Raw genomic sequence first — 13,829 nt, 5'->3', positions numbered from 1 at the left:
AAGCGGAAATACCCTAATTAAAAATCCAGGGAGCAAGATGCTCCCACTCCAGTCAGATCAAAGAATTCGAGGAGTGCGGGCATCTTGCCCGCTTCTTAACAAATTTTCATGTCCGCTTGCGGAAACCGGACTTGATATTACTCATTACTCATCACTGTATCGAGCATCAACTCTAAATACCACTCTGGAGAAGCATCATACTCTTCTAATTTCCGTTTCGCTGCTCCTTGGGGATCTTCAGCACGTAAAATAGTAAAGCCAACCGTTTTTAAGTTGGGTAAAGGTTGGGGAGATGAAACCACTTTTTTTTCCACCTCTGCTTCCTCCTCTCCCTCTACTTCTTCCTCCAAGTCAGGTTTCATCCGTTTTTGCTGAAGCGTTACACAAGCTTGTTCATAGAGGGGTAGAATTTCGTCATAATTATAGAGCAACTCTTCTAGGGCAACCAGCGCTTTTGTATCTCCATTATCCCAGTCTTTAATGACTTGATGAATCCCAAACTTAAGACTTAAGGGTAACTCTTCTGCACACTCGCTAATCGCAAATAAGAAGGCTTTTAAGATAATCGTATCAGAGTCTTTCATTGCTGTTTATATTTAGGGAACCGTAAGATCGGGAATAGGGCATCGGGTTCAGGAGTCTTACCCCATCACCCAATACCACTATTCACCCCATGATTTAAGATTAAGAGCGATTTTCGCGCTCTTCCTTTTGTCGCTTGCGGCGATCGTTCCAGTCTACTAAGGTAAGATAAACTACTCCGCCTGTTACCAAGACTAACAGGGCAAAAGCTGCCCAAACGAGACTGGCGAAAAGTGGAGATTCCATGAGCGTTCCCTCAGATATTACTTAGAAACCGTTTCTTGCCCAAACGACCATAGAGATAGAGAAGGTGAAAATCACCAGTAAGGAAACCCAACCTAAAGAGAGAATGTCCATAGTTAATCTTAAAACAACAGTATTACTCCATTGTTCATCATACAAGGGAATGGGGAATGGGGAATAGGCAATGGGAATAGGTAATAGACAATAGACAATAGACAGTTATTAATGTCTCCCTATCCCCCCATCTCCCCATCTCCCCATCTCCCCATCCCCCAAGCCTAATTCAAAACCACCTCTAACCGCTCTCCAGGAGTGGGGGAGAGAGCTTGGGTGCTTAAGCCTTGAGCCGATAATTTTTGCTGAAATTCTTCTACAGTTCCTTCAGCTATCAGTAAGGAAATTAACAAGCCTTCAAACTGGACATCGCCACCGGCAGCCGTGGGTAACATGACTTGAGGCTTGACCCATTCTGCCACTTTGAGGGCGCTTTCGGTTCCCTTGATAATGGGGCCAACTAAGGGTAAACCCAGATCGATCATAGGCGTAATAATGACATCAATTTGACCCTGTTCCTTCAGGGTTGGGGAGTGGTAACCATGGGGTTCATAATAAACGGTTTTGCCGCTAGAGAGTTCTTTGAAGATATAGCCATTTTCCACCAGGGTAGGGCCAATGGGAGAACCGGGAACAGCCTGAATTTCTACCTGTTCATTAAGGCGATAGGTTTGCCCATGCTCTAGGGTATGGATATCAGTATAGCCGAATGCTTTAACGACTTTGGCCGCATTGGGGGAGCCGACAACCGGTAAATTTTTATTCAATTGTTTCAGGGTCTGGGGATGGGCATGATCTTCCAATCCTTGAGAGAGAATGATTAAATCAACGCCTTCTGGAAGTGTCCGGTCTTGGGGGCGGTATCCTTTAAATAGCCAGGGCAGATTGCCAAAGACTAGGGGGCCAAATAACCAGGGGTCAATGAGGATTTTTTGTCCTCCGAGTTCGAGTAACCAAGAGTTGCTATCAAGATAGGTGAGATACATAGGGATGATGGCTTGTTTATCTTTGTTTTTATTCTAGGCATAATGAGGAAATGTTAGGGCTAATGGGCGATCGTTAGAATTATTGAGTTTCGTCAACAAAAATTAACAACTGAAGATCAATTATTCATACAAGACGGGGTATGATATCTGGAACTCAAATCCAGCATTTATAGTTCCAAGATTGCTCTGTATTGAGTCGTGAGTTGTTTTCTCGGCTCTAGTGACCGGCTAAAATCCTGAGAATTTTGTAAAATAAATTTACATGAATAGATTAACGGCTAATCCATGACCACCCAATTTAGTGCCACCCAATCACTCAACCTCAATGTTCCTGCTCAACCTATTCCCATCCAGCATTACTTACGGCAACCCAAACGTCTAGTCAATGCTTTAACCGCAGAAAGTCAAATTGAACACTTGAGTGATGAACTCTTTCGGCTGAAAATGCGCCCCTTGACGTTTATGATGTTTACTTTCCAGCCTACAGTAGATCTGAAAGTTTGGGCAGATACTCACGGAAATGTAAAATTGCAGTCGGTGGGCTGTCACATTCGAGGCATTGAATATATTAATCAACGCTTTCATCTGGACTTAAAGGGGCAACTTTGCCCGCAACAGCAGGGCGATCGCACCATTCTTCATGGAAAAGCTAACTTAGTGGTACAGGTAGAATTGCCCCCTCCCTTAAATCTGACTCCCTCCTATCTTCTAGAAAACACGGGCAATGGATTACTCCGAAGTGTCCTCTTAACGATTAAACAGCGTTTGATGCACCAACTGCTCTGGGATTATCGCCACTGGGTACAAAAGAGCCAAAATACTCAGGCAGCCAATGGGGGCAATCTAGAGGCTTTGGTTAATCCTAATCAGGCTTAATCAATGCTGAATTGACTTGAGTTTAAACGATCGCCGGTGGAGACAAGAAAGACCCCATTCGGCGATCGCCTCACGATGTTTCTTCGTTCCATAACCCTTATTCGTCCTCAGATCGTACTGGGGAAACAACGGATCTAAGCGAGTTATCAATTCATCTCGCCAAACCTTGGCGACGATGCTGGCGGCGGCGATCGCCACTTCCGTCCGATCGCCCTTAACCACCGTCCTCTGAACCCTTTCCAACTGGGGAATCGGATGAGTCCCATCCACCAAACACACCTGGGGAAGCTCCCCCAATTTCAGCACCGCTCGCTTCATCGCCAACAGCGATGCCTGTAAAATATTAAACCGATCGATTTCCGCCACCGATGCCACACCCAATTGACAATCAATCGCCCATTCTGTAATTTTTCCCAATAACTTTTGGCGTTGTCGGTGGCTCAATGTCTTACTATCTCGTACCCCCAAATCTTGCAATCGATGGGCCCCCTCCGGTGATAGGATCACAGCCGCAGCCACTACCGGGCCGAAGAGCGAACCGCGTCCTACCTCATCCACACCTGCCACATGAATCACTCGATCTAACATAAAATCCTTAAAGATTTCCACTTAATTCTTATATCAAGTCCGGTTAATACATGAAAGAAGCGGGCAAGATGCCCGCACTCCTGGAATCGGTTGATCTTACTGGAGTGGGAGCGTCTCGCTCCCTGGTTAAGAAGCGGGGTGAAGAAGCGGGCAAGATGCCCGTACTCCTGGAATCGGTTGATCTTACTGGAGTGGGAGCGTCTCGCTCCCTAGTTAAGAAGCAGGGTGAAGAAGCGGGCAAGATGCCCGCACTCCTGGAATCGGTTGATCTTACTGGAGTGGGAGCGTCTCGCTCCCTAGTTAAGAAGCAGGGTGAAGAAGCGGGCAAGATGCCCGTACTCCTGGAATCGGTTGATCTTACTGGAGTGGGAGCGTCTCGCTCCCTGGTTAAGAAGCGGGGTGAAGAAGCGGGCAAGATGCCCGCACTCCTGGAATCGGTTGATCTTACTGGAGTGGGAGCGTCTCGCTCCCTAGATTTTTAAGGATGGTGTTTCCGCTTCGCAAAGATGAATAACCCGACTTGATATGACCGATTAGGGATTATCCCTCACCCAAGCTTTAGGTGTCGTACATCCGCGCTTCTAGAGCATCGGGGAATTCTTCACAGTATTCTTCAAACTTAGTTTTAGGAATCTTCTTAGCTTGCTGGTGAGCCGCTTCTGCTTCTAGCTCTTCGACGATATCCCAAGCTACTGCACATTCACGGGAGTTGGGGCCTTTCTCTTGACAAACTTGCCGTGCTTCTTTAATCGCCTTTTCGATTTCTTCTTGTAGGGTAAGTGCTTTCGGTTTTTCCAGAAAATCACCCCGGTTAAGAATATCGGTAATCGAAATAATTCCCAAGACTTCACCACTAATCACGGGGGCGCGATGCAGTCCTAAATTGGCAAATAACCGGGCCACATATTCAACCCCTAAATTAGGATTGATCGCCACACAGGGTTTGGTCATAATTTCATAAACCCGCACGGTTTTGGGATCGGTTCCATAGGCCGTGACTTTATAAACTACGTCACTTTCTGTTAAGATTCCGTAGCTATCTTGGTCGTGACGGCGTTTGACGATGAGGGAGCGAATTTTTTTTTCTCGCATGAGTTTAACGGCTTCTGCTACCGTGGCCAAACCGCCAATCATTACCACTTCTGTGGTCATGATATCTGATGCTTTTAACATAGTTTTTTCCTCTTTCAAGTCTCAGTTTATAATCCGGTTAAGATTGAAGGTTACGGATGTACCAATTGGGGAGCAATTTGCTTAAATTGTTCCTCTAAATAACCATACCACTGTTCAAGGCCAAAACCACTGCGGGCAGAGACTTCAATAATCTGCGCTTGGGGGGCGACTTGCTGAAGATTTTTCAGGGCAACTTCCCGATCGAATCCGACGACTTCAGCAATGTCCGTTTTGTTGAGCAAAATGACATCAGCACTCTTAAACAGGGTGGGATATTTGAGGGGTTTATCTTCTCCTTCTGTGGTGGAAAGCATCGCTACGCGCAGGTTTTCGCCGAGATCGTAGGCTGCGGGACAGACTAAATTACCGACATTTTCTATGATCAAAAGCTGCAATTTGTCAAGGGGAATTTCGGCGATCGCCTGGGCAATCATATCCGCTTCTAAATGGCAGATACTGCCTGTGGTAATTTGCACGACGGGTGCGCCCGTTTCCCGTAGTCTTTGAGCATCATTATCGGTGGCTAAATCCCCCACAATTACCCCTGCGGGTAGCCGTTCTCCAAGATCGGATAGGGTGCGTTGAATCAGGGTGGTTTTACCTGAACCGGGAGAAGAAAGCACATTCAAAACCAACAGCCCTTTGGCTAAAAAATAGCCCCGGTTCCGTTCAGCGAGGCGGTCGTTTTTAGCTAAAATGGCTTGATGAACCGGTAGGGTATGGGTATGGTCACGATCGCCGTGATGATGGTGATGATCGTGATGATCGTGAGCATGATCGTGAGGTTCATGGGAATGGCTATGAATCTCAACTTTTCCAGGGGTTACAGCACAACCACAATCGGTACACATGGATTTAAGAAACCTCCAAGGATGCTAACTCTAATTCTTTCCCTTGACGAACGTCCCGGCTTATTTGTCCACAGTGGGGACAGATATGAATGATGTCACTGGGAGAGAAGTTTTCCTGACAATGGGAACAGTAACATTCAACCGGTATGGTTTCGACTTCTAGTGTAGCACTCTGGGCAATAGTATTTTGAATGACTACATCAAACGCAAACTTTAAAGCTTCGGGAACGACACCAGAGAGTTCTCCTACTTTGAGTTTAATCCGATGAATTTGGCTTGCCCCCTGGTTTTGAGCATGGTTGAGGGCAATTTCTAGGGTTTGTTCCATGATGCTGACTTCGTGCATAGTGGGGGGATGGGGAGATGGGGGAGTCGGGTTATGGGGATGATTTGAGTAAGTTGGAAATGTGGTTGAGGGCAATGGTAACGCGCTCTTGGGCAAGGGGGGAGAGGCGATCGCTGTCAGAAAAGTCAACGCCAGGAACACTAATTATCCAGGCTTGAGGCACAGTTTGATACAGCCATTGACAGAGAGCCAGTAGGCGGGAGGGACTGAGAGAATGTCCCCAGGGTAACCCTTGTTCTGGTGCAGGCTCTAGTTTAGATTGGGTTACTTCGTCTCCCGATAGAGCAGCATCGACGAAGATGGCTAAGTTCACTTCCGATAATTCTTGTGCTAATTCTGGCATAAGCTGGTGAACAGCACGCGATCGCACATTGACTAATTCCCACTCTTCTATCTCTGTGGCTACCGTTTGCCCAATGCCATCATCCCCCCGCAAGGGGTTACCATAGCCGATCACGAGAACTTTAGTTGAGGGATGGGGGGATGGGCAAATCATTCAACGTATCCCAAAGCTTAACTGGTTTTCTTGATACCCTAGAATCTTATTTACTGATAGGGAACTTAACTTTAAATTAATGATTAGTGCGGCCATTATTCATCGTCTAACCCCGGTCGAGCCATGGGAGCCATCCTTAATGGACTCACATAGCGCAACATCATCGCGCCAGCAACGGCGATAATTAAGCTTGTCCAACCCACCGTCGAATTCAAGAGTAAAAAGCCGCCTACGGCAAACATTGAGCCGAATAGGAGCAAGCTGGCTGCGGTGACTTTGAGTAAATCTTGGGGTAAGCTTTGTGCGGGTTGTAATCCCGTGCGCGATCGCACTTTTCGCCATCCGGGGCCGCCGGGTCGCACTAACCGATAGAATTCATCTAGGGTGCGATCGGACTCTGGGGGAGTGAGGAGCATGGCAGCACCCCAACACACGCCGCTAATACCAGCCGTCACCAATAAGCGTAGACCAAAATCTTCAATGGTTAATACGGGTACAACACTGGTGGTTAATCCGACGACAAAGCCCCCTACCATGGAGGCTAATTCAGCAGCCGCATTGATGCGCCACCAAAACCAGCGTAGAATCAGGACTAATCCTGGCCCGGTTCCGATCGCAATCACCAACCGAAACACGGTGGCTACGTCTTGGGAATAGAAGGCGGCGATCGCCCCTAAAACCGTTACCATAATCGAAGAAACACGACCGACTAGCACTAACTCTGACTGGGTAGACTCCGGCCGGAAAAAGCGTAAATATAAATCATTGGTTAAATAGGATGCCCCCCAGTTAATCGAGGTGGAAACCGTACTCATAAAGGCGGCAAGTAGAGAAGCCACGACTATTCCCAACAGGGCTGGAGGCAAGAAATCTAACATTAATTTCGGATAACCTAACTCTGGATCTTCGAGATTGGGATAAATCACCAGAGCCACCAGCGCCACTAAAATCCAGGGCCAAGTGCGGATTACATAGTGCAAAATATTGAAAAACCAAGCCGCCTTTTCCGCTTCCGCTTCATCCTTCGAGGCTAACAACCGTTGGATAAATTCCCCACCCCCATCACTGCGCCGAAACGCCCACCACTGGATCAGCAGATACGCGCCAAAGGTACTTAAACTGAGGCTTGCGGCTTCCCCATTCAGGGGAATAAAGGCCAGAATATCCGTATCTGTTTGTTGTTGCAGCAAGGGAATTAACTCATGAATACCGCCAATATGACTAACGGCAATCACGGCAACGGCGATCGCCCCAAATAACCCTAAGAAAAACTGGAAAAAATCCGTCGCCACCACGCCCCACAGTCCAGAAATTCCCGCATAAAATAAGACAAATAAACTCACCCCCACCACGCTCCAGAGTTTCAGATTCTCCCCCAGTTCGATACCCAAACTTTGCCACAATTCCAGGGCATCAATCACCTTCACCATGGCCAGCATCGCGTACCCAATCCCGATACAATTAATCGGAACAGCAAACAAAAAGGCCTTCACTGCCCGTAAAATTGCCGCCATCGATCCCCCGTAGCGAATCTCCGTTAGCTGGGCATCCGTCACCACCCCCGATCTGCGCCACATCCGGGCAAAAATATAAATCATCACCACATGGGCAATACCAAAACTCCACCATTCCCAGTTCCCCGCAATGCCGCGACTGGCAACGACTCCGGCAATGTAGAGGGGAGTATCAATGGAAAACGTCGTGGCTGCCATACTGGTTCCGGAGAGCCACCAAGGGAGCGATCGCCCCGACACAAAAAACGCCTCTAGTCCCTCCGAGGCTTTCCCCGATAGATATAACCCCAACCCTAACGTTAAGACGAGATACAACAGAACAATCAACCAATCAATTAGAGCCATAGACTTCTGGCGATAGCGGCGCTCTTATCTTATATCAATTAAAAATTAAAAATTAAAAATTAAAAATTAAAAATGGGTAATATAGCTAGTCTAAATAAGTTGTGCAACGGGAAATGCCCTCTCCCTCAATCCCTCTCCCACGGGAGAGGGACTTTTTCCCCCTTCTCCTGCGGGAGAAGGGGGTAGGGGGATGAGGGGCTTCTCGATCCCAGCGATCCCAGGAAACTTACGCAAAGCAATTGTAGTCTTAATCCAGAGCATCCCAGGATAATTCACATCAGGAGGTCACTGTGGAAACCATTCTTTTTGATGGTACATTAAATACACTCCCCACAGCACAAGGCTACTTATTTTTACAGGGTAACGGCTCTTCGCAAGCGGATGTCCTCAGTAACAATCGGGTCACCGTCAATACTCACAACGGCCCGCCCTCTTTAGGGTACGTCAACTATAGTTTGCTGCAACTCCCCTTCCCAGTTAACAGCTCTCCTCACGTCAACCCCTTCAACGCCCGATTTCCCGTCCTCAACCCGACAGAGGGCTATACCGTATCCTTTAACCTCGCCCTCGACTCAGAGCAGAGTTCCGATCCCAATCAAGCTGGTTTAACCCTGCTGGTGGTGAGTGATAAGGAAGCCGGTGAAATCGAGTTCGGGTTTACCGAAACCCAAATTTTTGCCAAAAATGCTGATTTCATCCCCGGAGAATCCGTTAACTTTAATACTCAAAGTGCAACGGACTACCAATTAGCGGTCAAAGATCAGAGCTATACCCTCTTGGCCAATGGACAACCGATCCTAAGCGGGCCCCTTCGCAACTATGGCGTGGGTGAAACCAATACTTATTCATACCCGAATTGGTTTTTCTTAGGAGATAACACAGATCAAGCCAGTTCAATGTTTTCCCTCGGTTCCCTATCCATCGAAGTTGCAGACGGTTTAACCGAGTCCCTACTCCCCACGAGGGGAACGGTGTTAACCTCAAGTCCCTCTCCTTTCCCCCTAGAGCGTCGGGTAGGAACAGAGGGCAACGATCTGATCATTCCCTCGATCAACCCTCTAGCCCGAAATTATTCTATTGTTAATCTGTTCGGGGGTCTTTGGGCTTTAGAGGGAGATGACCGAGTATTTGGTTCACCCTTTAGCGAAATCATTCTGGGAAATGAGGGTGAGGATCAATTGTGGGGTGGGGGAGATAGCGATCGCCTGTTGGGAGGACAAGGTAATGATTTCCTCTTTGGTGGCCTGTTGCACGATCTGCTACGGGGGGATCTCGACTCCGATCGCCTTTGGGGAGACGAAGGTAATGATACCCTGCGAGGCGGCCAAGGCAATGATACCTTACAGGGAGGAGTGGGCCAAGATTTCCTAGTGGGAGATTTAGGCCTCGATATGCTGATGGGGGGTGAAGAAGCTGATACCTTGGTCTTGCGCTACGATGAAGCCAACAACAATCCCGGTTTGGTCGATCAGATTCTAGATTGGAATGGCAATGAAGACCGCATCGGTCTCACGGATGGCTTAACTTTCTCGGATCTAGACTTGGATACTACGGTTAATGTGGGCGGAACCTTGGCTTTAGATACGGTGATTAAAGTTCGTGCTACCGGACAAAGTTTAGGCACTCTAATCGATTACAGTTCTGGATTAAGTGCCGATCATTTTACCTCCCTTTCAGCCTCAGAGATGCAAACGGGGGCTGATGTCTTCAATCCCCAAATCATGCCCTATATACGGTCAATTCCTGATGTAATCTATATTCCCAATGTTGTCCCGCCCATCCCCCAATAGGCGCTCTAGTAAGCAGAAAAGTTAATCTTCAGTAAAAGTAGAATCAGTCTCCGTATTTTTTTCCATTCCCCGTTCATCCGGGCGATAAAACTCTGTGTCTTTGATGCGATAATGCTCCGCATCGCTGGCGCGAACGCCCCTTTTGGTGCGTGAAGCAGGAGAATATTGAGCTTCATCTGAAGGGGTTTCATCCGCATAAAAGCGATAGAAAAGGGGGCCATCTTCAAACTCATGCTCATCTAAAACATGATGAAAAATCCCCATATCTAGCATGATTTGTCCCATGATCGTCGCTTCTGGACGGGTGGCTTGTTCATGCTTGATTAACCAATCGACGGCTTCAGAACCGACAAAACAGTGAGAAAAGACTTTTAAACCATAGCGGCGATCGCGAATTGAAATCCCTTCCGGGCCCCGCATTCGTTGAATGATATCCTCCCAATCATATTCGGGCTGAATTTTCGGCAGTTCCGGGATAGATATCGGGGGCGGTTGCCAATGCTCTCTCCCCTGTTGTTTTAACCAGGTATCCGTAACTTGTTCGAGTCCAGGCAGTTTAAGATGTAAATCCCGTTGCGGAAAGGGAATTTCAATCCCATACTGTTGTAAATATAGAGCCATGTGATGGAGTAAATGGGTTTTAACCTTCGGTTGTTTCAAGGGGTCTCGAATAAAGACCACGATGCGAAAATTAAGGGCACTCTCTCCAAAACCTCTAAACTGGGCTTTCGGTGGGGGATGGCGGAGAATTTCCGGGTGGGGAAGTTGGGCAACGGCCAGCAGGATATTATGAACCCGTTGCATATCTGAGCCATAGGCCACATCTACATATACTTTGAGACGGGTTAAACCGGTACGATTCCAATTTTGCACTTCTCCTTCAATAAAGCGGGAATTAGGAACCATGATCGTAATGCGGTCAATGGTGGTAATTTCGGTCACTCTGGGGCCGATCCGTTGCACCAGGCCTTGAAAGTCTCCCACCTGCACCAGTTCCCCGACTTGAATGGGACGTTCAAAGATCATAATTAGACCGCTAATAAAGTCTTTGACGATGTTTTGTAGACCGAACCCAATCCCCACACCGAGGACACTAATGACGATCGCCAAGGAGCTAAAGTCTACCCCACTGAGGGTGAGAATGAGCAGAAATCCGATAAATAGGAGACCATAGCGAATGAAGGAGGCGATCGCCTGTTGCGAGTGGCGATCGACTCCCACTAGGGGGACAATTTTAGCCTTGAGAACTTCGGTAAAGGAGTTGGTGGCGAACATTAAGGCGATCGCCATTACTCCAATTAACAGTAAGTTATTCAGGGATAAGGCCCGTTCTCCGATTGTAAAAATTTGTGCTGAAAACAGATCCCTTAACAGAATGGTGGTGCGATAGAGCCAGCGACGACTGAGGGGAAAAAGGTTAGTTACATAAGAGATGAAGATAATCCAGGTGGCCACTTGCAACAGGATCAGGGCTAAGATTTTCCAGGATGTCTTAATCCATTCTCCCTCCTGTTTTTTTTGCCGTTGTAACCGTCGCTGGAGCCAAAACCACAGACTTTGCAGAAACAGTGTAACACCCGTGGCGATCGCGGCCATTTTAATCGCCCAAGCCCTATAAATGGGGGTTCTTTCCCGGCGAGCGCGTTGCAGAGCTTGTTGAATCTGGTATTGCCAAAATTGAGCTTGTTCTAGGGACGGTTGCCCTGGCATCATATCCCCTTGAGTCACCGTCATCAGGTGACGGTTATTCACTTGCAGACTAACTTGACCGTTATTCTCGACAATAGTGACTTCAGGCGGAGTCTCGGTGGCGATCGCCCCATCCAATTTTTCCTGTAATAATTGATTAACTTGGTTCGCCCTTTCCTGAGCGCTAAAATTGCCCGAAGCTTCCACCTCAAACAATTCATAACCATCTAAGACAATGGGGGCCCTTTCTGCTCCCCTAGCCGTTGGTGGGCTTTGGCTCCATGCGGGTAAGCAGAGGGTTAATCCCACGCCGATAAAAGCCCCTATTGCGATCGACAGCAGTTTAGCGATCGCTCTTTTGTGACATTTGTTTAAATCGGCCCTAGGGCGAAGTCCCACCATCTGTCCCTACTCCTGATTCCTGATTTTCTCAGTTCAGTTTATAGTCTTTTTCCCCAAGGGTCTAGAACATCAGAGGAGATTATTCAGGATTCACAATTGATCCCAAGAACAAAGGAGTTTGGGTTTCATGGTCGTAAATGGCACAGAAAAAGGGGCGATCGACCACCATGGTAAAGGGATTGGATGGCGGACGAATTGAGGTAGCGACAATGCCAACGGAGGTGGAAGCGGCTGCTTCTGTACCTTTTTCGTTCACTTCGACAAAGGTTTTATGCTTGACTTGATCGATTTTGGCAGAATTATCACTCATTCCAGAAAAATCAGCCTGTTGACTAAAGGCTAGATCCATGCCCAAGGCAGATAAAACGGGTTTGAGTTCTACTCCATATTCCAGTTGAAATTTAGGCAGGGTAATTGAACCGTCTTGTTCTTGAAATTGACCGAGCCAAGTTTGCCAAGTATTACTGTTGAGTTGGGCATAAAATAGGGATAAATTTTGCTCTGGCTGGGGCAAAAAGACATAGAGACTAAACCGGCCATTACCATAGGGTAAGCGAATGGCTTGAAATTGCTCGTTTTCGAGGTAATAATAACTCCCGGTTTGGAACATCATCGGATGTTGTTTTTGTTGTCCATTGGGGAGATAAAACGGACGCTCTTGGGTGAGATTAGGATTAAATTCGTTTTGCCATTGTCCCTTAAAGTAGGTGGCATTGATGAGGAAAAGGAGATCGTCAGGATTAATCTGATCGACCATTTGGGTAATTTTACCTTGGGTTTGCTGTTTCACCCAATCATTAATGCGTTTGGGGGTAGCCGGATCGGTAAAATCTAAGGATTGGAGGTTGGCATGGTAATAAGTTTTGGTTTGTTGTAAGAAATCGGGTTTAAACTTAATGTCATTTCTGCCCCAAAGCGAATTGGCTAATTTGAGCTGAATGGAATCATCGGTATTTTCTAAGTGCTGCTTGAGCGTGGCGTAGGCTTGATTAATGTCAGTTAAACTCATGCCTTGGAGTTCTAAGGCATTAGCCATGGCGGTTTGAGTGTCTCCTGATGCGCCATTGTAGGTCATGGTGAGGGCGATCGCCACACTCGCAGGAGAAATAAAGATATTTTCGGTTTTTTCTTGTGCTAATAATTGCTGCCATAGCTTGAAGCTAAAGCGGGTATGAGCATCGGTTAATTGGGGATTCACAGCAGCATCGGGTTGAGTGACAATGGGTAGAGAGGCGAACGCCCCTGGAGTTGCCGGCCGAATACATCCCCACAACCCCAACAGGACTAAACCGGTTGTCATCATCATACCGAGCTTTTTCAAAGTGAGTACAGTCATCATCTTGAGCTTCCAGAATTAGGGATCTATATTTCTGAGCATGTCACAGGGTTTTGCGGATGGATGAGGTGTTACCCTTTCTGTAACCGATGGGAGTAGATGGAGATTTTTAGGGCGATCGCCCTAATTTTGTTCCGATCTATGCCGATAGACGCTGAATTGGATACTATTTTGAAGATACCAAATCAAAACATTAGTATCTATTAAAACTTTCATGACTACATATAATCAGCAAAATCTTCAAGGGGTTCATTAAAGTCATCTGCAATCCAAATCTGATCTTTCCAAATACCCAGTCCACCCCGTTTATTGGTCTTAGTTTCTGGACTAGATGAGTTACCATACTGATGAGCCAAAAACTCAGTGTACAGCAAGACCGCTTGCTTAACCGATTGAGGAAGGTTTTCAATATTTTTATTGACACTCCTCAGCCTAAAGGCATGAGGATTCTACATTCACAGACTCGCCGTTAGACAGCAGGGTTGCCCCAACTGCCCAAGAGGGCAAATCTCCTGTAGCGTAAGTTCCCGTGTGCCCCACGGTACTGATTCCTAATTT

Annotated in this window: 16 protein-coding genes and 1 pseudogene; 3 read left to right on the top strand and 14 right to left on the bottom strand. The window is 47.2% G+C overall.

The window, feature by feature from the left end; genetic code table 11:
- Positions 1 to 137: 137 nt before the first annotated feature.
- The 4 genes from PMG71_RS09480 to PMG71_RS09465 all read right to left on the bottom strand — a co-directional run bounded on the left by PMG71_RS09480 (position 138) and on the right by PMG71_RS09465 (position 1,865).
- Positions 138 to 584: a hypothetical protein gene (locus tag PMG71_RS09480; protein ID WP_283753426.1), complete on the bottom strand. Its 447-nt coding sequence runs from the start codon at positions 582 to 584 to the stop codon at positions 138 to 140.
- Positions 585 to 684: 100 nt separating this feature from the next.
- Positions 685 to 828, bottom strand: coding sequence for a hypothetical protein (locus PMG71_RS09475; protein WP_283753425.1), 144 nt, complete (start codon positions 826 to 828; stop codon positions 685 to 687).
- Positions 829 to 849: 21 nt separating this feature from the next.
- The gene (gene petN, locus PMG71_RS09470; protein ID WP_271941349.1) at positions 850 to 939 is read right to left on the bottom strand and encodes a cytochrome b6-f complex subunit PetN; all 90 of its coding nucleotides are present in this window, start codon (positions 937 to 939) and stop codon (positions 850 to 852) included.
- 164 nt (positions 940 to 1,103) lie between these two features.
- Entirely contained in the window at positions 1,104 to 1,865 is a 762-nt protein-coding gene (locus tag PMG71_RS09465; RefSeq protein WP_283753424.1) for an MBL fold metallo-hydrolase, read from the bottom strand.
- 285 nt (positions 1,866 to 2,150) lie between these two features.
- Between PMG71_RS09465 and PMG71_RS09460 the strand changes: the two genes are divergently transcribed.
- A complete protein-coding gene (locus PMG71_RS09460) occupies positions 2,151 to 2,741 on the top strand; it encodes a DUF1997 domain-containing protein (protein ID WP_283753423.1) in 591 nt (196 codons plus the stop codon).
- Here PMG71_RS09460 and PMG71_RS09455 read toward each other — a convergent pair whose 3' ends face one another.
- Complete coding sequence (locus PMG71_RS09455; protein WP_283753422.1) at positions 2,742 to 3,329, bottom strand: ribonuclease HII; 588 nt, start codon at positions 3,327 to 3,329, stop codon at positions 2,742 to 2,744.
- Positions 3,330 to 3,397: 68 nt separating this feature from the next.
- Here PMG71_RS09455 and PMG71_RS09450 point away from each other — a divergent pair, with 68 nt between their 5' ends.
- Positions 3,398 to 3,811, top strand: coding sequence for a hypothetical protein (locus tag PMG71_RS09450; RefSeq protein WP_283753421.1), 414 nt, complete (start codon positions 3,398 to 3,400; stop codon positions 3,809 to 3,811).
- A gap of 76 nt (positions 3,812 to 3,887) precedes the next feature.
- Here PMG71_RS09450 and PMG71_RS09445 read toward each other — a convergent pair whose 3' ends face one another.
- From PMG71_RS09445 to PMG71_RS09425, 5 genes are all read right to left on the bottom strand, one after another.
- Positions 3,888 to 4,502 carry a CP12 domain-containing protein gene (locus tag PMG71_RS09445; protein WP_283753420.1) on the bottom strand — a complete coding sequence of 205 codons (615 nt, stop codon included), beginning with the start codon at positions 4,500 to 4,502 and terminating at the stop codon, positions 3,888 to 3,890.
- Positions 4,503 to 4,552: 50 nt separating this feature from the next.
- Positions 4,553 to 5,353 carry a hydrogenase nickel incorporation protein HypB gene (hypB, locus tag PMG71_RS09440; protein ID WP_283753419.1) on the bottom strand — a complete coding sequence of 267 codons (801 nt, stop codon included), beginning with the start codon at positions 5,351 to 5,353 and terminating at the stop codon, positions 4,553 to 4,555.
- A 4-nt stretch (positions 5,354 to 5,357) separates the two neighbouring features.
- Complete coding sequence (gene hypA / locus PMG71_RS09435) at positions 5,358 to 5,699, bottom strand: hydrogenase maturation nickel metallochaperone HypA (RefSeq protein WP_283753418.1); 342 nt, start codon at positions 5,697 to 5,699, stop codon at positions 5,358 to 5,360.
- A gap of 31 nt (positions 5,700 to 5,730) precedes the next feature.
- Positions 5,731 to 6,195, bottom strand: a complete 465-nt coding sequence (locus PMG71_RS09430; protein WP_283753417.1) for a hydrogenase maturation protease — start codon at positions 6,193 to 6,195, stop codon at positions 5,731 to 5,733.
- 95 nt (positions 6,196 to 6,290) lie between these two features.
- Positions 6,291 to 8,054 (bottom strand): sodium:solute symporter family protein, encoded by a 1,764-nt coding sequence (locus PMG71_RS09425; protein ID WP_283753416.1) that lies wholly within the window; start codon positions 8,052 to 8,054, stop codon positions 6,291 to 6,293.
- A 290-nt stretch (positions 8,055 to 8,344) separates the two neighbouring features.
- Between PMG71_RS09425 and PMG71_RS09420 the strand changes: the two genes are divergently transcribed.
- On the top strand, positions 8,345 to 9,844 hold the full coding sequence (locus PMG71_RS09420) for a calcium-binding protein (RefSeq protein WP_283753415.1): 1,500 nt from the start codon (positions 8,345 to 8,347) through the stop codon (positions 9,842 to 9,844).
- A 21-nt stretch (positions 9,845 to 9,865) separates the two neighbouring features.
- Here the strand turns inward: PMG71_RS09420 and PMG71_RS09415 are convergent, their stop codons facing one another.
- From PMG71_RS09415 to PMG71_RS23870, 4 genes and pseudogenes are all read right to left on the bottom strand, one after another.
- A complete protein-coding gene (locus tag PMG71_RS09415; RefSeq protein ID WP_283753414.1) occupies positions 9,866 to 11,935 on the bottom strand; it encodes a mechanosensitive ion channel domain-containing protein in 2,070 nt (689 codons plus the stop codon).
- 79 nt (positions 11,936 to 12,014) lie between these two features.
- Complete coding sequence (locus tag PMG71_RS09410) at positions 12,015 to 13,274, bottom strand: serpin family protein (protein WP_283753413.1); 1,260 nt, start codon at positions 13,272 to 13,274, stop codon at positions 12,015 to 12,017.
- Between the two features lie 215 nt (positions 13,275 to 13,489).
- The gene (gene vapB, locus PMG71_RS09405) at positions 13,490 to 13,681 is read right to left on the bottom strand and encodes a type II toxin-antitoxin system VapB family antitoxin (RefSeq protein WP_283753427.1); all 192 of its coding nucleotides are present in this window, start codon (positions 13,679 to 13,681) and stop codon (positions 13,490 to 13,492) included.
- Between the two features lie 22 nt (positions 13,682 to 13,703).
- A pseudogene (locus tag PMG71_RS23870) lies at positions 13,704 to 13,829 on the bottom strand (RNA-guided endonuclease TnpB family protein); the annotation flags it as partial.

Source organism: Roseofilum acuticapitatum BLCC-M154 (genome assembly GCF_030068475.1).
In the GTDB taxonomy this organism is placed as follows: Bacteria; Cyanobacteriota; Cyanobacteriia; order Cyanobacteriales; family Desertifilaceae; genus Roseofilum; species Roseofilum acuticapitatum.
Note: the sequence above shows the minus strand (reverse complement) of the source record. Positions and strands in the feature narration are given on the sequence as shown.